Here is a 20,015-nt window from a genome sequence, read left to right as displayed (position 1 = left end):
TTAATATTGTTTCATCTTGGAACGTACCCGCGGGTCAATAAAAGCGTAGAGAAGATCTACCACCACATTAATAATGGAGATTGTAATCGCTGTGTACACTACTCCGCCCATAATACTCGGAATATCGGGTATAAATTGTTTATCCACAATGTAGCTGCCGAGCCCGCTAATATTAAACACTTTCTCCGTTACTGCCGCCCCTCCAAGCATGCCTCCGAATTGCAGGCCAACCACGGTTACAATTGGAATTAATGCATTACGTACCGCATGTTTCAGCATGACATGTCGTTCGCTTAACCCTTTTGCACGGGCAGTCATCACGTAGTCCTCATGAATAACTTCCAGCGTGGAAGAACGGGTCATACGGGCTACTGCAGCGGTTAATCCGGTTCCGAGAACTATCGTTGGCATAATAATAGAGAGCCAGTTCTGCGGATTGAAGGTAGCGGGAAGCCACTGCAGCTTGATCGAGAAATTCAGGATGAAAATAAGTCCTTGCCAGAAATTCGGAATCGATAATCCAATCAATGCAATAAACATGAATGTGTAATCAAACAGTGAATTGGGCTTGATCGCCGAGATAATCCCAATTGGCAATGCAATGACAAGGGCAAGCAGCAAGGAGATAACGGCCAGTGTTAAAGTGATTGGGAACTTTCTGGCGATCGTAGCCGTGACATCTTCATTCCCTGAAAAAGATTTGCCGAGATCAAACAGTGCTATGCCCTTGATATTGTTCCAGAGTTGGACAAGGTAGGGCTGATCCAGGCCATACACATGGTTGAAAGCCGCGATCTGTTCCTGTGTCGCCGTCTCTCCGAGAATGTTGGCTGCCGGATTGAATGGAGACAGGTATAAGATGGTGAAGACAAGTGTAGCTACACCCAGGATGACGAATACCGTCATCAGAATTCTTTCAAATATGTACTTTAGATAAGGATTGCCATACAACAGCATCATGGCGTACATCAGACAGCCCGGAATAACCGATGCCGCAAGAAACCACGGTTTATCAATCAGGGATTGGAACGTATCCGCCATCGTCAGGCGCTGTTTCCCCTGTTCCTGAAGCTTGCTGAACGTTCGTTCCTTTAACTCCTTCTGAACGGATTCCTCCAGCCACTCCTCCGTCTGACGCTCAAACTCAGCCTTACTAACTTGCTGCTGAAAGAAACGGTGTTTACGCCTCAACTGTTCTTCCACGTCCGTGCGAAGTTTATCCCGATAAGAACTGGATAGCATATCACGCTCAACAGCCTGTTGAACCAGGGCCCAGCCATCCTTTTTTTTTCTAGATTGCCAGACCAGAAGCACAATCAGATTAACGGGCAGTCCGAGAATAAATAGAACATATCGATAGGAGGGATGAAGCAGCATTTTGCCATAAATAAAACCCAGGGTGTATACAAGCTGTGACATTTTGCTGCCTTTTGCAAGATTCAAACCATGCGAGCCTCCTTTCATTTGATTTTAAATTGCATTATTCCGATTGATATAGTATATATTATTTAGAGTCTATTCAATTGTCAAGGTATAGAAGAGTATACATATGAGCACATGTGAAAATATGGATGAGGGCTGGTGATCACTTGCAACCTTTGCTGAAAGTAAATGAGTTGTCTGTTTCTTTTCATTCCGGAGAGAGTGAATTTCAGGCGGTGAAGGAAGTCAGTTTTGAAGTGCGGAAAGGGGAAACCCTTGGCATTGTAGGGGAATCCGGCAGTGGGAAGAGTGTGACGGCACGTTCCATTATGAGACTGCTTGCATCTCCTCCTTCGCAGATGAAAAAGGGTGAGATTCTGTTTAAAGGGGTAGATCTGGTCCATAAAACGCAAAAAGAGATGGAGAGCATCCGTGGCCGTGACATCGGCATGATCTTTCAGGACCCTATGAGCTCTCTTAATCCGACCATTAAAATAGGGAAACAGATTACCGAAAGTTTGATTAAACATCAGAAGCTATCCAGAGGAGAAGCGAAGAAGCAGGCGATCGCCATGCTGGAGCTGGTTGGTATCACCCGGAGTGAAATACGTTTCAATCAGTATCCACATGAATTTTCCGGAGGTATGCGTCAGCGGGTGATGATTGCCATTGCTCTTGCTTGCCGGCCTGAATTGCTGATCGCAGATGAACCCACAACTGCGCTTGATGTAACCATTCAGGCCCAAATTCTTAATTTGATGAAAGATATGCAAGCACGGCTGGGCACTTCCATTATTCTGATTACCCATGATCTCGGCGTAGTGGCAGGCATGTGTGATCGGGTCGTGGTCATGAAAGACGGGCAGATTGTGGAATCCGGGACAACTACAGAGATTTTTGCAAATCCAAAGCATCCATATACATCCAGACTGCTAAATGCATTGCCTCGATTAGATGAGAAGAAAAAGCCGAAACTCGTTTCGTTGGTGCCACGCGATCTGGAGGATGATCAGCCTCTGTTGGAGGTGAAGTCGCTCAGACAGCATTTTAATCTGGGCAAAGGCAACACCTTAAAAGCTGTGAACGATATCAGTTTCGAGATTCGCCAGGGGGAGACACTTGGGGTCGTGGGCGAATCGGGCAGCGGGAAATCGACTACAGGTCGAGCCATTCTGCGACTGCATGAGCCTACAGGTGGGGATGTCCTGTTTAAGGGAGTACCCCTCAATCGCCTTTCTGCCTCAGAGATGAAAACGATGAGGCGGCATATGCAGATTATTTTCCAGGACCCGTATGCGTCGCTTAATCCGAAATTTAGAATCATGGACATTATTGGGGAAGCCTTGGATATTCACGGTCTTGCCGGCAGTCCCGCTGAACGGGAAAAGCGTGTGGAGGAATTGCTGGAGATGGTCGGCCTCGATCCGGCTCATGCCCAGCGTTATCCTCATGAATTTTCAGGTGGACAACGGCAACGGATCGGAATCGCTCGTGCGCTGGCCGTGGAACCTGAATTTATTGTATGTGACGAGCCGTTGTCTGCGCTGGATGTGTCCATTCAGGCCCAGATTGTACAGCTGCTTGAAGAGTTGCAGCAGCGACTCGGTCTTACATACCTGTTTATCGCACATGACCTGTCCATGGTGAAACATATCAGTGATCGTGTTGCTGTCATGTATAACGGGAAGATTGTGGAGTTAGCAGAAAGTGAAGAACTCTATTCGAACCCTCAGCATGCATACACAAAGGCATTGTTGTCGGCCATCCCGGTTCCGGACCCGGCTGTGGAGGCGATGAAAAAACGTCATCCTGTGAGTGAAACACCTAGAGAAACGGTAGAAGTAGAAGATCGCTATAATCTGGAGCAGTCCAGGTGGGTGGAAGTAAAAGAGGGACATTGGGTGGCGATTTCCGGATAAGGTGAAACATTCAACTTCATCATAAAATGAACCCCGGCAGTGATCTGTGGAAGATCATTGCGCGGGGTTCTATTCCATGCCCGGCAGGCACGGTGGATATATTACTTGAACTGAACAGATTTCTTAATGGTATCGATCTCGGCCTTCGATGTGTCATCCAGATATGTGAAGATGAAGTTAAACGCATAGCCTTCAATAATCGTACTGTAGTAATCTTGCGTAATGGTTGAACCATTACCCGCATCCATCGTGATTTGCATCAGGTCCATCTCTTTGCCACCGATGGTTTCGGTTGTAAATTCTTTGTATTCATAAGGGAACTGGCTGTCCACCATGAATTTCTTCGTAGCTTCCAGATAATCTTTACCTGTGCGAATGCCTTGCAGCAGGCTTACTTTTTCAGCAATCGCCATAGCGGAAGGACCAACCTGTCCTCCATCCAATGGATATTGTGAAGCCATCAACAGGTTCAGTGTTTTGGCCTGAGATAGTTCAATTTGTTTTTTCTTCGTTTCATCGTCTCCAGCAATAGCCTCGGAGGAAGCGCTCGTCAGCTCGTTCATGCCGTCTGCATCCTGGAACTCCCAAGCTTCCGGGAATTTCAGTGATACACCGAAATAGTCATTGTTATAAGAGCCTTTTTCCGTAGTTCCCAATTCAACCTCTTTGGAGTTATCTGTTTCCTTGGACTCGGAAGTGGATGCTTCAGAGCTTTCTGTACTTTCCGTATCTTCCGTCTTGGCTGTGTCTGTATCTGTGCCGGCAGTGGTTTCTGTTGGAGTAGAATCATTCGTTTTGGCGTTGTTATCCGCTTTTTCGCCGCAAGCTGCAGCAACCAACAAAATCATAATCAACATGGCAAACAATGAAGCTTTTTTTGGAATAGACATATTACCCTCCTGAAAATGTGTGTGTTCTCTTTGTCTCTCTCTAATCCTGCGTACCTAAAAAGCTTAGCACAGATGTTCGTGTTTACCACCTATAGGAATCTATAGGGGTACCTTTATAGATAAGACAGACGGCTGGCAATTGAAACAGCTTCGGTGCTGGATTGTACACCTAATTTGTTAAAAATCACTTTTTTATGATGATTTACGGTACATTCCTTGATTTTCAATTTCAAAGCAATCGCTTTAACCGTTAGTCCGTTAGAGATCATTTTCAGGATGGTTAACTGGCGTTTGGTGAACTCTACCGATTGATGTTCTTCGACCGACGCGGCAAGGTTACACTGATAACGATTTTGCATATGAGCCGGGATCAACTTGGCGATTGCAATCAGTTCGCTCTGGATGTCCGCATTAATAGTGGAGACGTCCAGATAGCCGACATGCTGATGACCAACAGATAAAGGTGCAGCATAACAGTGCCAGCTACGAAAAAGAGGGTTCTCATGCTGCTCAGGTTGCAGCTGGACAGCTCCATGTGTGTCCATTGATTCGGATATGGCATTGACACCACAGCTTCTTGCCGTAAAGATCATACCCGGACGGATGGGTGACTGTTTCACCACTTGTTCCAAATCATGGCTGTAATCCATGGCAAGCAGGACCCCATGCGAGTCGGTGAGCAGAAAGAGATACGTGCTGGACAGATTTTCTTTAATCACTGAGAGACTCTGTTGGAAGGCACTAATCAGAAAATGATTGATTTTGCGAACCCTGTCCAGATTAGCTTTCGTTACATATTGGATATGTGCTGTACTGGGAGCGACTCGTTCGCTCTCGGACCAGCTCTTTCGTAAGGCAGATGTTCGTGCAGACATAAGATGTCCTCCTTGGCTATCCATTTTCCCAATAAACATTTAAAATTAAGTCTACCTTTTCCAGAATCGGTTTCAAGCGGCTTAAGGATGAATTGCTTAACGTAGGACTTGGGGGTTACGATGTCTATTTCAGGGCGGGATTTTACATGAGTATGAAAGAGTTATATCAAACGCCCTAAGAGCAGCGATTATACGAATGCCTCGATAAGTTCAAACGGGTCAGTGAGTGGATGGAGCGGAAAGTTGATTTTGCAAAATAGATATGTTACGCTTACATTACAAGAGAAAAACAACAGAATACGCAATAACATCTTTTGATGGATTGTAACTGTGAAGACAGGCAAAACCTAAACTGATGGTGAAATGAAGGCTCTTTTTTTGCGAGCTATTTTACCTTGAGTTTAGGTTTTTCTTGTTTTTTGGCTTGAAATACAGCCACTTTATCCCGGAAAAACCCAAATAAAATTCGAAAAGAGGTTGTTCGATATGACCACGGCAAAAAAAGGATTCCCCGAAAACTTCCTGTGGGGAGGCGCTACAGCTGCCAACCAATTGGAAGGTGCATTCGATCAGGACGGCAAAGGTCTCTCTACTGCGGATATGATTGCGCATGTTCCCAAAGAGAAACGTACAGGTGGACATGCCATGGAAATCTCCTCTACACGAATTGAAGAGATCCTCTCCGGCAAAATTGAAGAACGTTTCCCTAAACGTTTTGGTATTGATTTCTATCATCACTATAAAGAAGATATTGCATTGTTTGCCGAAATGGGCTTCAAGGTATTCCGTTTGTCCATTCACTGGGCACGTATTTTCCCGAACGGTTATGATCAAGAGCCGAACGAAGCTGGCCTGAAATTCTATGACAACGTCTTCGACGAACTGTTGAAATATGGAATTGAACCGCTTGTGACGTTGTCTCACTATGAAACTCCGCTGGGTCTGACACAGAAATACAATGGCTGGGCAGGCCGTGAAGTGATCGGGCATTATGTGAGATATGCAGAAACCGTGTTCAATCGTTATAAAAATAAAGTGAAATACTGGCTGACGTTCAATGAAATTAACGTTATGTTGTTTAGCCCATACACTGGCGGCGGTATCCTGATCGATAAAGTGGACAACCAATTGCAAACGACGTATCAAGCGCTGCATCACCAATTTGTAGCAAGTGCACTGGTAACCAAGCTTGCCCATGAGATTATTCCTGGTTCCCAAGTGGGCTGTATGCTCGCCCGTATGGAAACGTACCCGGCGACCTGTAACCCGATAGATGTTCGACTGGCGCAACATGAAAATCAGATTAACCTCTTCTTCACGGACATGCACGCTCGTGGTCAATACCCGAACTACATGGCTCGTTATTTTGAAGAAAACAATATCGTGGTTCAGAAAGAAGCAGGCGATGATGAAATTTTGCTGAACAATACCGTTGATTTCATTTCTTTCAGTTACTACATGTCCGTAACCAAATCTGCATCCGCCGACAAAGAAGAAACAACAGGCAACCTGACTGGTGGCGTCAAAAACCCTTATCTCGAAGCTTCCGATTGGGGTTGGGAGATCGATCCAATTGGCCTGCGCGTAACGTTGAATAACTTCTGGGATCGTTACCAAAAACCACTGTTTATTGTCGAGAATGGTCTGGGTGCATATGATCGCGTGGAAGAGGATGGTTCCATTCATGACTCCTACCGCGTGGATTATCTGAAAAAACACATTGAACAAATGAAAGAAGCGATCAAGGACGGTGTAGATCTCATTGGATTTACAGCATGGGGCCCGATTGACCTCGTGAGCATGTCCACGTCAGAAATGTCCAAACGTTATGGATTCATCTATGTGGATCTGGATGACGAAGGTAACGGAACACTTAAACGTTCGAAGAAAGATTCGTTTGACTGGTACAAAAATGTAATCGCCAGCAATGGTGAGCAGCTGTAATTTGGCCTGATTCCTGTATCTTATCTTGAACCCGGATTGCTTCATATCATTAGGCTATTCGGGATTGTTACCGCATAAGCGGGCAAAACCCAACATTAAAGCAGGCTATCGGTAGCTCATCTGATATGAAGCCCTTTAAGTTGGTGCATTGTCCGCTTTTTGATGTGATCAGGGGCATAGGGGCAACTGTTTTAACAAAGAATGAACATAACGTAAACAGAGAGGATGACAGAGATGACAACACCATTTCCGAAGGATTTTCTATGGGGCGGCGCAGTCGCAGCCAATCAGCTCGAAGGAGCATATAATACGGATGGCAAAGGCCTGTCTGTTCAGGATGTAATGCCGCATGGGATTACGACGCCAAGAACGGAAGGACCGACAGAGGATAACCTGAAATTGATCGGTATCGATTTCTACAATCGTTACAAAGAGGACGTTAAGCTGTTTGCTGAGATGGGATTCAAAGTGTTCCGCACCTCCATCGCCTGGTCCCGTATTTTCCCTAAAGGTGATGAGTTGGAGCCAAACGAAAAAGGTTTGCAGTTCTACGATGATCTGTTTGACGAATGCCACAAATACGGGATTGAACCGCTCGTAACAATCTCTCATTATGAGACACCACTGCACTTGTCAAAAACATATGACGGCTGGGTTAACCGTAAAATGATCGAGTTCTACGAGCGTTATGTAACTGTCCTGTTTAACCGTTTCAAAGGCAAAGTGAAGTACTGGCTGACGTTCAATGAAATTAACTCCATTCTGGAAGAACCATTCATGAGCGGCGGGATTTACACGCCCAAATCCGAACTCTCCAAACAGGATCTGTATCAGGCAATTCACCATGAGCTGGTGGCAAGTGCGCTGGCCGTCAAACTGGGACATGAGATCATGCCTGGAGCGAAAATTGGCTGTATGGTACTCAGCATGCCAACCTATCCGTTGACACCAAATCCGGATGATGTGGTAGCTGCAATGCATGCGGAACAGCGCAATGACATCTTTGCCGATATTCATGCACGTGGCTATTATCCGAAATACATCAATCGTTACTTCAAAGCGAATAATATCAACATCAAGTTTGAAGATGGCGATGCTGAAATCCTGAAACATACGGTGGACTTCATCTCGTTCAGTTACTATGTAAGTATTTGTGAGACAGGTGACCCACAGAAGCGTGTTGAAGGTAAAGGAAATCTGTTTGCAGGTGTACAGAACCCTTATCTCAAAGCAAGTGAATGGGGTTGGCAGATTGATCCGCAAGGCCTGCGCGTGACGCTGAATAAATACTGGGACCGTTATCAAAAACCGTTGTTTATTGTCGAAAATGGTTTGGGTGCAGCAGATGAGCTGATCACAGACGAAAATGGCAATAAAACGGTGAATGATGATTACCGGATTCAATATCTGAATGATCACTTGGTACAAGTGGGAGAAGCGATTGAAGACGGCGTTGAAGTTATGGGTTATACCTCATGGGGCTGCATCGATCTGGTGAGTGCATCCACAGCAGAGATGAAGAAACGTTATGGCTTTATCTATGTGGATCGCAATAACGATGGAACGGGAACACTGAATCGTTACAAGAAAAAATCATTCCATTGGTACAAAGAAGTTATTGGTACAAACGGCGCAAGTCTAAAATCCGATAACTATTAATTTCTAGTTCCAAAGACATATGTGGGTAGCATCTTCTTGTGTCGTATTTAAGCACATTAACCGCTTTCACGAAAACATTGTCAGATAGATAATTATATGGTAAGATGGGCCTAAGGCTAATGAATACTGGATTGTTACTGTTCAATCAGGCAAAACCAGAAGCGGGCATGTGTTTTATGACCTGTTTTGGTTTTGCCTTTTACTACTTTGACGGTGCAAGGTGATGTGAAGAAATGAAAATTGAGAAGGTGCTGAACAACAACGTAGTTACTGTGATTGATCCGGGAGGAAACGAACTGGTCGTCATGGGACGAGGCATAGCCTTCAAAAAGCATACTGGTGAAACGATAGACGACAGTCTGGTCGAAAAAATATTCTCATTGGAAAGCAAGGAAGTATCGCAGAAACTGAAAACGCTTCTGTCTGATATTCCAGTTGAATATGTTGAATGCTCGGATGAGATTATCCGTTATGCCGAGACCGTGTTGGGTGAGAAGCTTCATGAGAGCATCTACATTTCACTAACGGATCATATTCATTTTGCCATTGACCGGCATCGTCAGGGCTTGCAGATTCGTAACGCATTGTTCTGGGAGATTAAGCGCATGTACCGCAAGGAATATGCTATTGGACTCAAGGCGCTGCAGATTATTGAAGAAACATTGGGCGTCCTGCTTCCCGAAGACGAATGCGCATTCATCGCCATGCATCTGGTAAATGCACAGATGAATGGTGAGATGAGGGAAACCATCAGTATTACGAATATCGTTAAAGATATACTCAACATCGTACGACGCAGCTTTGTCATTGAACTGGATGAGGATTCACTGAGTTATTATCGATTCCTGACGCATTTGAAGTTCTTTGCTCAGCGCGTATTGCATGGTACAGCGATTGAAGATAAGGAAGCAGATAATCCGCTTCATGATCTGGTGAGCAAACAATATCCTGAGGCACATGCTTGTGCTGTTAAGATTAACGACTACACCCGCAAGATCTATAACCGGATCTTATCCAAGGAAGAAATTCTATATCTGACGATTCACATTGAACGTGTTGTCAGAACGGAACAAACAATCGAATAGTATGGGATTGTTACTGCAAAAAAGGCAAAACCTAAACGTTGAATAATGATAAGCTGAAACTGCTTTGTCATTATTCAGTGTTTAGGTTTTTTTTTAACCTTCATTACACATAAAAGGAGCAAAACACAATGGATAAACAACAATTGTCCAAGGATATTCTGAAGCTTGTTGGTGGCGAAGAGAACATTGATCAAGTCACGCACTGTATGACAAGACTCCGGTTCAACCTGAATGACAACAAAAAAGCGGACAAAGCGACGCTGAAAAATACACCTGGCGTTATGGGCGTTATGGAGAATGGCGGTCAGTTCCAGGTTATTATCGGGAACGATGTGCCTGTTGTATATAATGCACTTGTAGGCAACATGTCCAAATCACCTGATACCAAACAAGCTGCTTCAAGTGAAACAGGTAAAAAGAAAAATCCGCTGAGTGCGGTATTTGACTTCATCTCAGGCGTATTTACACCAATTCTGCCAGCGATCACCGGTGCGGGGATGCTCAAAGGTATTGTGGCATTGCTCCTTACCTTTGGATGGATTGATGCTGCAAGTTCAACGTATATCATTTTGTCCGCGATTGGCGATGGTGCATTCTACTTCCTTCCCATCATACTGGGGATCAGTACAGCACGTAAGCTTGGGAGCAACATGTACATTGGCGCGGCAATTGGTGCATCTGTTATGCACCCAACGATTACGGCATTGCTTGCACCTGGAGAGAATGTATCGTTCATCGGTTTGCCAGTTGTAGCTGCGACTTATGCGTCATCGGTTATTCCAATTCTGATTGCGATTTGGCTGGCTTCTTATGTAGAGAAAGCCATCGATAAAGTTACACATGCATCTCTTAAGTTGATTGTTGTACCAACCGTTACTTTGCTTATTATTGTTCCAGTGATGATGATCGCTGTAGGACCGCTTGGCGTTATTATCGGTAATGGTTTGACAGACGGAATTAACTGGTTATTTAACAACGCGGGCTTGTTTGCAGGATTGCTTGTTGGTGGAACATTTTCGCTCTTAATTATTACAGGTATGCACTATGCACTGGTCCCAATCATGATCGGTTCAATTGCGACATTGGGATTCGATTACTTGATCCCACTCATGATGGTTGCTAACTTTGCACAAGCAGGTAGTGCATTGGGTGTCTCTCTGAAATCCAAAAACAAACAAATTAAATCTATGTCGGCATCAACGGGTGTTACTGCTCTAATGGGAATTACAGAACCTGCAATGTATGGGGTCAACATGCGTTTCAAAAAACCATTTGTTGCAGCCCTGATCGGTGCCGCGGTTAGTGGAGCATTTATCAGTTTCTTCCAAACCAAAGCTTATGTAATGGGTGGGTTAGCGGGTCTGTCCGGTATTCCAATGATCATCGGCCCTACATTTGTATATGCTTTAATCGGAATTATCATTGCTGTTGTAGTTTCAGCAATTCTGACGTACATTCTTGGATTTGAAGATGTCCCTGAAGCAGTACAAGCAGATGCAGCCACTTCATCGGCTGGGCCAGTAACACCGGTAGCAGCGGATGTGAACAGCTCTGCTTCCGCAGTAACGGCTATTGAAGAAACTAAATTACAGGATCAAGACGTATTTAGCCCAATTACTGGTGAAGTTAAATCGCTGAGCGAAGTTCCGGACCCTGCATTCTCGGAAGAGATTATGGGTAGAGGTTTTGCAATTCAGCCGTCCGAAGGTCGTGTGGTTTCTCCAATCAACGGAACGGTATTCTCGCTGTCGAAGAGTGGACATGCTATCGGTTTGGTCAGCGACAATGGTGCTGAGATGCTGATTCATATCGGGATTGATACCGTGAAACTAAAAGGTCAATTCTTCTCCCCTAAAGTTCAAGCTGGAGCGAAGGTTGCCGTTGGTGATATACTCATGGAATTCGATCGGGAAGAAATTGAAAAAGCTGGCTACACAACGATCACTCCGGTAATCGTTACGAACATGCATCAATACAACTCAATTGAATCTGCCGGACGTAGAGCGATTAAAGAACAAGAATTGTTGTTCACGGCAAAAGCTTAACGAGCATCAAAACAAAGCAGCAGTCTCTCCGGTAGGAATTCCGGTAAGGCTGCTGCTTTGTTATGGGTATAGGCGATATTTCCATCGCTGATATCTGCTGTATCCTAAACCGAGCGGGAAGGCAGAAGCTCCCGAACCAACTGCACAAAGTGCTGCGCAGGTTTGGACAGATGACGATTGCGATGCCACACAAGCGCAGAATCTACAGTGGATTGCGCATCCTGGATACGATAAACATGGAACGGATGCTCATGATATAACTGCAATACCGTATGGGGCACGATAGAGCTTGCAAAACCGAGTCTTACCAGTTCCAGCAACATGTTAATATCCGAGCATTCGCCCGCGATGGAAGGATTTACGTGATGCTCACGGAATTTCTGCAGTATCAGTTCGAACATCCCGAGTCCTTCGGTACTGGGAAGCAGGAGAGGGATGTCAGCCAGCTTTTGAAAATAAATCCCGCTCTCATCCGCTGATTTTAGCGGTGTAGAAGAAATATAAAAGAGAGCTTCCTGCGGTAGATGCATCACTTCATATTGCTCTGTATGGACAGGCATTCGTACACAAGCGAGCTCAATTTTGCCTTCGCCCAAGAGTTGGCAGAGCTGCGCAGATTCATTTTGCTGAATTTTATAGGTCACCTGGGGGTGTGTTGTCCGAAATTGCTGGAGCGCTTGCGGAATCAAACGATCTGAAATGGTATTAATGCCAAGCGACAGCTTACCGCGAATGCCATAGCGGAAGCTCTGCATTTCCATGACAGCTTCCTCCATGTATTTGGTCATCGTCACCGCATAATCATAGAAGCTTCGACCCGCCTGTGTCAGCTCCATACTGCGTCCTTTGCGTTCAAACAAAGCCACGCCAAGCTCATCTTCCATCAGCTTGAGCTGCTGGCTTAGAGGAGGCTGGGCCATGTGTAATCTGCGCGCTGCCGCCGTGATCTGTCTCTCCTCGGCAATCGCGATGAAATAGCGACATTGTTTGATATCCACGTGTGTTCTCCTTATATGCAGCGATATGTTTTTCGTATGGGAAACCAATAAAACATGTATTTTTATTATACTTCCATCCTATGTTACCATACATAAGATTTAAACACTTCAAATCACACATATGGATTATGATCTAATGAATAAATGCCGTGAGGATGACGACGAATTGGGGGGCAAGGTGCAATGCTGAACACAATACACGCAGCTGCTGAAGCTGGACATACAGATGCTGTGCTGCGATTTATCGCACAAGGAGCCGGATTGAATGACCGGGATACACGCGGACGGACGGCTCTGATGGCGGCGGTACATGGCAACAAGCCAGAAACCGCAAGGTTGCTTGTTGAAGCCGGGGCGGATGTCAACATCCAGGATCAACGACTGGACAACATGTTACTGTATGCCAGTGCGGAAGGCTTGCGGGAAATGGTGGAACTGGCTATAAAAGCTGGTGCCGATACCCGGCTTACGAATCGCTTTGGAGGTACAGCACTGATTCCTGCTGCAGATCGAGGCCATGTCGATATTGTGGAAATACTCCTGACAAGCACGGATGTGGATGTAAATCATGTCAACAATCTTGGCTGGACAGCCTTGCTGGAAGCGGTCATTCTGGGGGATGGCGGTACTCGTCACCAGCAGATTGTAGCATTGCTTTTGCAATATGGTGCAGATCCGCTCATTGCTGACCGGGATGGAGTTACAGCACTTGCGCATGCCCGCAGGAATCATTATATAGAAATGGAGCGAATGTTAACCCAATCATGAACAGACATCAAGAGCAATCTTTGCAAAATCATATAAAGGGCGCGTCATCGCTTGCATTGGCAGGCATTCAGTGGTTCTTCTTCCTGTTTACCAACACGGTGGTGGTGCCGTTATCTATCGGACATAATTTCCAGCTTTCACCGGAGGCCATTGCTGCATCGATGCAGCATGCCTTTTTGCTTACCGGGGCGGTGTGTATATTACAGGCGTTCTTCGGACATCGTTATGCCGTAATGGATGGTCCCTCGGGATTATGGTGGGGACTGACGCTAAGCTTAACGGCCTCAGCTTCATCGGCAGGCATGAGTTTGGAGCGTATTGGAGGAGGATTGGCTGCAGGTTTCCTGTTAGCTGGTCTGACGATGATGATCCTTGGCTGGCTTGGAGCGGCGCATGTGCTTCAGAAGCTGTTCACACCTATGGTCAAGAGTGCGATGTTATTCCTGATGACGATTCAATTGACCATGAATTTCTTCAAAGGCATGATTGGATATACTGAGTTTGGCACATTCAATCTGCCTGTAGCGGCGTTGTCCGTTGCGATTGCGTTTCTTGTAGCCTTGATTCAGCTTAAGGGAAGAGGCAAGCTCGGGAATTACTCTATCCTGATTGGTATCGTGACAGGGTGGATTGCCTACAGTCTTGTGTTCCCTGGGCAGCATACGAGCGTATCCGGACATCATGAGGTAAGCCTGTTTTCCTGGTTTCCTTGGGGGCTGCCAAAGTGGGAGCCGGGCATTGTCATCACGGCTTTTTTTGTCGGGCTGGTGAATATGACGAACTCCATTACCACGTTAAGCTCCGTCGAAAAGATATATGGAGTGCAGACGACCAACCAACAATATAAACGATCATACACACTCACGGGATTGTTCACCATGTTATCTTCGTGTGTAGGTGTGCTGCCTTTCGGTTTATTTGCTTCATCGGTTGGTTTTCTGGAGAGCACCCGTATTCTGAAACGGGCTGCGTTTGTGGTTGGAGCAGGCATGTTATGTATTTTGGGACTCACACCTTCAGTGACGGCTTTTTTTGCACAAATTCCGCCCAGTGTAGGGAGTGCCGTGCTATTTGTAGCTTATTTGCAAATGTTCGGGACGGCCCTGAGAACACTTGAAGGCACCACCTTTAATTCGAAAACAATCTATCGTGTGGCGCTTCCGGTTCTAACTGGTGTTGCTGTAATGAACATTCCTGCTGAAGCCTTTCATGCTTTGCCTATGTATCTCATTCCGATCATTAGCAACGGACTCGTTATCGGGGTCGTGGTGTCACTTTTGCTCGAAATTACGGTAGATTGGTCCAAGATGGACAATACAACTCTTGCTACGAAGGCAGCCTGAATACTTGAAATATGGAAACAGTCCGGTTCGTCGGGCTGTTTTTTTTTAGGTTGGTACTCCTCCGGTTACTTCACCATAATTTTGCCTTGCCCCGCCAGCATCCTCATTTCTCTGAATAAACGCTCATGATTGCCTTGCTGGATCTCCAGCTGTACGCCGTAGTGCCAACGATTATTCTCTTCATTGCCCCAACGCAGTGTCCCTTCCAAATACAAGGGATCTTCAAAAAGCAGCAAATTCATGCCGATTCGGATGGTATTGGACTCCACATGCAGATTTAACGGAAATGAAAGCTGACAGCCGGATCGGCTGATATCGCATAATTCAGCTTGAATGGGTTTCGGTGGTGCAGAGGCGCCGTTAATGCTGAGAATAAAAATTTCGAACGTTATCGGTTCCTTTAAAGTATAGCGAAAGGGTTCTCTTCTAAGGTTAATTGCCATGGTTTCCTCCACAAAATCACAAAAAGTCAGTTATGATTATATCGTCATTTTTGCTAAAAAAATGAAGAGATTAACCCTGTTGTTAACGCCTTAATTATCTACAAGTGCAGCAGGATCACAGATAGCTCCGAGGTTTCTTTAACCCAGGTGTGTGGCTTGTTATAATGGTTGGATATGGTTCTGATCTTCTCTACTGGATGAGAGGGGAAAGGGTGCGGGGGTTTATTATAAATAAGAAAGGAAGACGGAAAATGAACGGGAAATTTCAGGTGTTCACGGATACGGCAGCACTGTGCTTGTATGATCTTGCGGCACTTAAGCATCGAATGGAAGACACGCCGGACTGGTGGTCCATTCCCGAAGATGAACTGGCGGAAGTGAATGCAGGCAACTGTTTGTTTCTGAACTTGGGTGAAGATGGACAGTATGAGGTGCATTGGAGTCTGGATGATTCGGTGAAGGAAGTGGAGACAGCACGGGTGTATTATTTACGTGTTCCCTCTGGTACCGTGTATCTGGGAGCTGCCGATGATGTCACCGGAGGCGAGCTGGAGCCTGATGAGTCATGCGGAGGTATGCTGCTCCAGTTGGAACCCGGAAACTACGCGTGCAGGGTGACGAAGGAAGATAATCAAATATGGATTGTCATGAAGCCCAGTTTGCAAAGCGAGAACAGCTTAAGTGATTTAATTCGAATTTAGCGTTATAGATATGCGATTGAGGGAGGGTGATGGACTTGTACAAGGCCCAGTTAGAACGCATACAGGAAAAATTGAACAAGCTTCAAGCTCTGGACCCTGAACGGAATCTGTTTGGGGCGGAAAATCATCAATATGAAATGAGCCGTTCCCACATGTGGAATCCTGGAATTGGGATGTTGACTGGTACGATGACAGCAAGGAAGAGGACGAGTGGGCAGCGCTTGAACATGAGTATTATGATCCGAAATGGGAGGTGCCGTGTGGGCTGGGAATATGGCATTAGAACAACCAAACCTGCAATTTTACCTGGGGTTGTGAAGAGACTGGCGGACGCCTTAACTTTCTCCGAAATGTATAAGCTGGAGCATTATGAAGATGGTTTTGTATTGCTTCAGGAGGGTTCTTCCTGGCCTGAAGCTCTACAAGTCTCGATTGAAGTGGCATCGGGGATGAATGAAGTTGCGGCTGGAGAGTTGTACATATATTGTCTGTTTCATACCTGGGGTGAGTTCGCAGCAGATTGGCTGAGACAGATGAAAACGGCTTCGAAAAGGGATGACGGCGCATTGGAATGGTTTGAACTTTAACAGAGATGTGGATTGTCAATACAGAGCCTCTTCGTGAATAGATGGGGCTTTTTTTGCTGAGAAATAAATAAAACCGTTTGGATTGTTCGCCCGTCTTATACCACAGAACGAGAGAGAGGGAGGGGGTTGCGGGGTGGAAACCAAAGCCGAGATGAAAAAGATGCTGTTCGTACAGAGCGAAGATGAGACGGCATTTGTTCAGTCCATTATGGAGCATCAGGACACACTGATCTCCATTGCTTACAGTTATCTGCGCAATCGTCATGATGCACTCGAAGCGGTGCAGGAGATGACATGCCGGGCCTGGATTAAACGTCGTTCTCTGAAAAATGAGAAGGCATTCAAATCGTGGATTATTCGTATTCTGATCTACGTGTGCATTGATGAACAAAGACGTCGCAAGCGGGCCACACCACTGCCCAATGAAGGGTTGGAGGAGGCGACAGCCGAGTCTGCTATTGCACGATTCAATGATAATAAACTTGCGATGTGGTCCATGCTTGAGAAAATCAAACCGAAATACCGTCACGTATTACTGCTGAAATACTATAACGACATGACATTGATTGAGATCGCCTCCATTCTCGGCAAACCGGAAGGCACCATCAAGACCTGGCAGCATAAAGGGTTGGAACTGTTACGGAAGCAGATGAAGAACAGGGGGGATTGGCATGAGAACTAGCCCGGAGGAACAGGCACTTTTGGCAGATGCTTCCCAGACTAAGTTGGAGAGACAACAGCTGAATCCGGCGGACACGGCATTTGCGATTCAGCGAGGTCTGGCACAGGCCAGAACCCGGCGAATGACAAGTCATGTACAATTAAAGTGGATTACGGCAGTGTTGGTAACGGCTTTGGCTGCAGGGTGGTTCCTGCTTGGTCCGCTTGGTAGTTCTACACCACAACAGGCAATGTACAGCCCGCCTGCACAGAATTGGGGAGTTCTTGAACCTTTTCGAGAGTTGGCTGGAAAAAATGTAGACGGCAATACGATTTCATCCGCAATTAACAATGGTTATGTGCAGCTCGTGAATCGTTCTGTGAAATCAGGAATATATCAGTTAACCGTCAATGCAGTGATGGCGGATGAAAACAAGATGATCGTATTGTACACAGCCCAGACGGAAGCTTCCCAGGAGATATATTCAGTTCCCAAAACGAATATGCTCAATGGCATGACGAACCAATCGCTTGGCAATGGCGGTATAAGCAGCCTGTACACCCCAAATGGTAAGTATACACTTTACGGAAGTAGCACCGTTGAAATGGATGGGAATACACCGCTTCCTGAACAAGTGAAGTTCGATTTTCGCATTTCATCTGTAGTTCCTGATCTGTTGGCTGACACGAATAAGGTTAAAAAAGATACCAAATACCAATTTTCGAAACCGATGGAAGTGAGCTTCGATCTGGACCCTAAATTTTCGCTGGCTAAGACGGAGAAGATTAAACCTAATCAGTTATTTACGATTGGGGGGTATGAGGTGATGTTATCTGAAGTAGAGATATCACCATTGGTAATACGAGCAAAATTTATCTATGAACCTAATCAAAAGATTGATTATAAAACCAAAGTCTCCATCAGTGATGTGGTCAACCCTACCGAGATTGTGTCTACAACCAAGGATGGGAAGCAAACAAAACTATCCTCAGTGTCAGGTAGCGGAACGGAAGACGGTTTGATCTATTCCTTCAGCAGTAATCTGCTGGATGACCCACAATCACTGGTATTAAAACTTCGCGGTGAACCGGGCAAAGTATACGATGATTTACAGGAAGCCGAGAAACATAAGCTGGAGCTGAAAATTAAATAGCATTCAAAAGGAAGGGCGATATAAAGTCATGGTTTATGCAGATGACTTTGTGTCGTCTTTTCATTTTTCTCATACGGGGCCTGATGTTGCAAAAAAATAAAAATTAAGACTAAAATGCAATTTTTGTATTGTCACATCCGATGTTACACGATATAATCTACTTGTTTTTCAGGATAAATTTATAAAGGATGGTGAAAATTTGAAGAAATTCTCGATTCTTTTACTCGCTGTAACGCTGTTATTGTTGACAGTCTCCACAGTCTCTACGGTGCCCGCTACATATGGTGCGGCCAGTTATCCCAACACAGGTACGAATGGTTTAACGGGTTTTGCCAGTAACGCCAAAAATGAAAGTGGTGTCCAAATCAGCCACGACCGGTGGCAAAAATGGTCAGGTCATTTACATCAGCAACTTGAACGATCTGAGAACACATTTGGCTGGCACTGCGGCAAAAATACTGGTCATTGAACAAAATATTTCTTCCTCTATATTGCAAAAAGTCGAATTTGGATCGAACAAAACGTTGGTAGGCTCCTTTGATAAACACACGTTAACGAACATTCATTTCAGATCCACATCCAGCTCAAGCAATGTCATTTTTCAAAATCTGACTTTTGAACACGCTTCCAATATTAACGCCAACGATGATATCCAGATGTATATTACATCAGGCTCCAACTACTGGATCGATCATGTGACGTTCTCCGGCCACAGTTACAGCTCCAGCGGCAGTGATCTGGACAAGCTTCTGTATATTGGGGATCGCGCAGATTATATTACGATTAGTAATTCCAAATTTGCAAACCACAAATACGGAATTATTCTCGGGTATCCGAATGATGGCAACAGCAGCTATAATGGTGTACCTCATGTAACCATGGCAAATAACTATTTTGAAAACCTGTATGTACGTGGTCCTGGTCTCATGAGATACGGTTATTTCCATATCAAAAACAATTACGCCAACAACTTTAACCAGGCCATTACGATAGGTGAAAAAGCACGCATTTATTCTGAAAACAATTACTTTGGTGCAGGCGCTGAAAAAGGCGGCATTCTGGATGATAAAGGGAACGGTGAATTTACGGATACAGGAAGTACACCTGCGTTAAGCAGTCCATCCTCTCCTCAAACGAGCTGGAGACCAAGCACCAACTACAGCTATGAAGTTAAGACAGCCAGTTATGCACGCGAGTTTGTCACCAAGTATGCAGGTTCGTCTAACACCACGCTTGTATTCGGCAAATAAGCTGGATTATCATAAAAAGCCCATATCACTGATAGGGGCTTTTTATGATGCAAATAACTCAACCCTGATATCTAAAATATCAGCACATATTATATCTCTTCATATATAAAAAAATGATAATGAAATTCCGATATACTTTAAGCGAGGTTTCTTTCATCTTTATGAAGACCTAATGTACTAGATTAAGGCCCTAGGAATTTGCAGTTTAACTATAAAGCAGGGACCATAGACCGATAGAGTATAGTGCAGAGCTGCCTCGCAACTACATATTT

16 protein-coding genes and 1 pseudogene are annotated in these 20,015 nt (G+C 45.2%); 12 read left to right on the top strand and 5 right to left on the bottom strand.

Translation table 11 applies throughout. From position 1 onward, the window contains the following. A complete protein-coding gene (locus P364_RS0102750) occupies positions 1-1,443 on the bottom strand; it encodes an ABC transporter permease (protein ID WP_024628632.1) in 1,443 nt (480 codons plus the stop codon). 146 nt (positions 1,444-1,589) lie between these two features. Here P364_RS0102750 and P364_RS38570 point away from each other — a divergent pair, with 146 nt between their 5' ends. Continuing rightward, positions 1,590-3,341, top strand: a complete 1,752-nt coding sequence (locus tag P364_RS38570) for an ABC transporter ATP-binding protein (RefSeq protein ID WP_024628631.1) — start codon at positions 1,590-1,592, stop codon at positions 3,339-3,341. Between the two features lie 101 nt (positions 3,342-3,442). Here P364_RS38570 and P364_RS0102740 read toward each other — a convergent pair whose 3' ends face one another. Together P364_RS0102740 and P364_RS0102735 are read right to left on the bottom strand one after the other, a co-directional pair. Then, on the bottom strand, positions 3,443-4,231 hold the full coding sequence (locus P364_RS0102740; protein WP_024628630.1) for a hypothetical protein: 789 nt from the start codon (positions 4,229-4,231) through the stop codon (positions 3,443-3,445). A 113-nt stretch (positions 4,232-4,344) separates the two neighbouring features. Then, a complete protein-coding gene (locus P364_RS0102735) occupies positions 4,345-5,106 on the bottom strand; it encodes a LuxR C-terminal-related transcriptional regulator (RefSeq protein ID WP_024628629.1) in 762 nt (253 codons plus the stop codon). 486 nt (positions 5,107-5,592) lie between these two features. Between P364_RS0102735 and P364_RS0102730 the strand changes: the two genes are divergently transcribed. From P364_RS0102730 to P364_RS0102715, 4 genes are all read left to right on the top strand, one after another. Then, positions 5,593-7,050 carry a glycoside hydrolase family 1 protein gene (locus P364_RS0102730; protein ID WP_024628628.1) on the top strand — a complete coding sequence of 486 codons (1,458 nt, stop codon included), beginning with the start codon at positions 5,593-5,595 and terminating at the stop codon, positions 7,048-7,050. A 234-nt stretch (positions 7,051-7,284) separates the two neighbouring features. Continuing rightward, complete coding sequence (locus tag P364_RS0102725; protein ID WP_024628627.1) at positions 7,285-8,709, top strand: glycoside hydrolase family 1 protein; 1,425 nt, start codon at positions 7,285-7,287, stop codon at positions 8,707-8,709. A 233-nt stretch (positions 8,710-8,942) separates the two neighbouring features. Continuing rightward, complete coding sequence (gene licT / locus P364_RS0102720; RefSeq protein ID WP_024628626.1) at positions 8,943-9,794, top strand: BglG family transcription antiterminator LicT; 852 nt, start codon at positions 8,943-8,945, stop codon at positions 9,792-9,794. A 128-nt stretch (positions 9,795-9,922) separates the two neighbouring features. After that, positions 9,923-11,839 carry a beta-glucoside-specific PTS transporter subunit IIABC gene (locus tag P364_RS0102715; protein ID WP_024628625.1) on the top strand — a complete coding sequence of 639 codons (1,917 nt, stop codon included), beginning with the start codon at positions 9,923-9,925 and terminating at the stop codon, positions 11,837-11,839. Between the two features lie 104 nt (positions 11,840-11,943). Here P364_RS0102715 and P364_RS0102710 read toward each other — a convergent pair whose 3' ends face one another. Then, a complete protein-coding gene (locus tag P364_RS0102710; protein WP_024628624.1) occupies positions 11,944-12,837 on the bottom strand; it encodes a LysR family transcriptional regulator in 894 nt (297 codons plus the stop codon). Positions 12,838-13,020: 183 nt separating this feature from the next. On the opposite strand from P364_RS0102710, the gene P364_RS0102705 reads away from it, so the two are divergent. Both P364_RS0102705 and P364_RS0102700 read left to right on the top strand, forming a co-directional pair. Continuing rightward, positions 13,021-13,605 carry an ankyrin repeat domain-containing protein gene (locus P364_RS0102705; RefSeq protein WP_024628623.1) on the top strand — a complete coding sequence of 195 codons (585 nt, stop codon included), beginning with the start codon at positions 13,021-13,023 and terminating at the stop codon, positions 13,603-13,605. Next, on the top strand, positions 13,602-14,948 hold the full coding sequence (locus P364_RS0102700) for a uracil/xanthine transporter (RefSeq protein WP_052016463.1): 1,347 nt from the start codon (positions 13,602-13,604) through the stop codon (positions 14,946-14,948). The genes P364_RS0102705 and P364_RS0102700 overlap by 4 nt, the downstream gene beginning before the upstream one ends. 65 nt (positions 14,949-15,013) lie before the next feature. Here the strand turns inward: P364_RS0102700 and P364_RS0102695 are convergent, their stop codons facing one another. Next, positions 15,014-15,391 (bottom strand): PilZ domain-containing protein, encoded by a 378-nt coding sequence (locus tag P364_RS0102695; RefSeq protein WP_024628621.1) that lies wholly within the window; start codon positions 15,389-15,391, stop codon positions 15,014-15,016. A gap of 251 nt (positions 15,392-15,642) precedes the next feature. Here P364_RS0102695 and P364_RS0102690 point away from each other — a divergent pair, with 251 nt between their 5' ends. From P364_RS0102690 to P364_RS35020, 5 genes and pseudogenes are all read left to right on the top strand, one after another. After that, entirely contained in the window at positions 15,643-16,092 is a 450-nt protein-coding gene (locus tag P364_RS0102690; protein ID WP_024628620.1) for a DUF6386 family protein, read from the top strand. A 29-nt stretch (positions 16,093-16,121) separates the two neighbouring features. Further along, positions 16,122-16,679: a hypothetical protein gene (locus P364_RS36720; RefSeq protein WP_236642443.1), complete on the top strand. Its 558-nt coding sequence runs from the start codon at positions 16,122-16,124 to the stop codon at positions 16,677-16,679. 133 nt (positions 16,680-16,812) lie between these two features. Continuing rightward, a complete protein-coding gene (locus tag P364_RS0102680; RefSeq protein WP_024628618.1) occupies positions 16,813-17,361 on the top strand; it encodes an RNA polymerase sigma factor in 549 nt (182 codons plus the stop codon). Beyond that, positions 17,351-18,493: a DUF4179 domain-containing protein gene (locus tag P364_RS0102675; protein ID WP_024628617.1), complete on the top strand. Its 1,143-nt coding sequence runs from the start codon at positions 17,351-17,353 to the stop codon at positions 18,491-18,493. The genes P364_RS0102680 and P364_RS0102675 overlap by 11 nt, the downstream gene beginning before the upstream one ends. A 199-nt stretch (positions 18,494-18,692) precedes the next feature. Next, positions 18,693-19,743: pseudogene (locus P364_RS35020) on the top strand (pectate lyase family protein). Positions 19,744-20,015 lie beyond the last annotated feature (272 nt).

The sequence above is a fragment of the Paenibacillus sp. MAEPY2 genome (genome assembly GCF_000499205.1).
GTDB lineage: Bacteria > Bacillota > Bacilli > Paenibacillales > Paenibacillaceae > Paenibacillus > Paenibacillus vandeheii.
The sequence above is the reverse complement of the archived record's forward strand: the minus strand, read 5'-3'. Positions and strand labels throughout refer to the sequence as shown.